The sequence below is a fragment of the Luteipulveratus flavus genome (assembly GCF_029439465.1).
GTDB classification, from domain to species: domain Bacteria; phylum Actinomycetota; class Actinomycetes; order Actinomycetales; family Dermatophilaceae; genus Luteipulveratus; species Luteipulveratus flavus.
Window position 1 is genome coordinate 1 of the sequence record NZ_JAROAV010000013.1, and the last position, 1,336, is coordinate 1,336.

Here is a 1,336-nt window from a genome sequence, read left to right on the forward strand (position 1 = left end):
ACCGCCCCGGGATGTCCGGAGACTTCATTACTGGAGGATGAAGTCATGGCACGTCCCTCGAAGTACCCGCGTGAGCTGCGGGAGCGTGCGGTCCGGATGGTGGCCGAGTCAGTCGCCGCCGGCGAGTACACCAGCGAGTTCGAAGCGATCCGAACGATCGCGGCTCGACTGGGCATCGGGTCCCCGGAGACCTTGCGCAAGTGGGTTCGCCAGGCCCAGGTCGACGGCGGGACCCGGCCGGGCAAGACCACTGCCGAGCTGGCCGAGATCCGGGCGTTGAAGAAGGAGAACGCCGAGCTGCGTCGGGCGAACGAGATCTTGAAGTCGGCATCGGCTTTCTTCGCGGCGGAGCTCGACCGCCCACCCAGGTACTGACCGCGTTCATCGACGCACATCGTGAGGAGTTCGGGGTCGAGCCGATCTGCCGGGTGTTGTGCGAGCACGGCGTCAAGATCGCCCCGTCGACGTACTACGAGGCCCGCGACCGGGCACCCTGCCAGCGGGCGCAGCGTGATGCGCAGGTCGCCGACCTGATCCGGTGCGCACGTCGGCAGCGGTTCATCGCCCGGTTTGGTGCGCGCAAGATGTGGCTGCACCTGCGCAGGCAGGGCCATGACGTGGCCCGCTGCACGGTGGAACGGCTGATGACAGCAAACGGCTGGCACGGCGCACGGCGCACTGCGCGGCAAGCGAGTGCGGACCACCATCGCCGACCCGCGGGATGCCCGAGCGGCGGATCTGGTCCAGCGGGACTTCACCGCCTCGGCCCCGAACAGGCTGTGGGTCGCTGACTTCACCTATGTCGCGACCTGGTCCGGGACCGTCTACGTCGCGTTCGTCATCGACGTCTACTCCCGGATGATCGTCGGCTGGCGGGCCGCGACCAGCATGAGCACCCAGCTGGTGCTGGACACCCTCGAGCACGCGATCTGGTCGCGCCGCCAGCATGGCGTGGACGACCTGACCGGGCTGGTGCACCACACCGACGCCGGCAGCCAGTACACCTCATTCGCCTTCACTACCAGGCTGATTGACGCCGGCGTGGACCCCTCAGTGGGTTCGGTGGGCGACGCCTACGACAACGCGATGGCTGAGTCCCAGATCGGCGCGTACAAGACCGAGCTGATCCGCCCCGAAGGGCCCTGGCGCGATGTCGAGCACGTCGAGCTCGACACCCTGCAGTGGGTCCACTGGTTCAACCACGACCGGCCCCACGAGTCCATCGACGACCTGACACCCATCGAGGTCGAATCAGCCCACTACGCTGCACGAAACCGTCTCGCCCCGTCCGGGTAGAGACACAACCCGAAGTGTCCGGAAACACCGGGGCGGTTCA

1 pseudogene and 1 other annotated feature are annotated in these 1,336 nt (G+C 67.4%); the pseudogene reads left to right on the plus strand.

Features of this window, described 5'->3' with window-relative positions:
* Positions 1-45: 45 nt before the first annotated feature.
* Positions 46-1,296, plus strand: a pseudogene (locus P4R38_RS04980) (IS3 family transposase).
* Positions 333-461, plus strand: a sequence feature (AL1L pseudoknot). Its footprint overlaps the pseudogene before it by 129 nt.
* Positions 1,297-1,336: the final 40 nt, after the last annotated feature.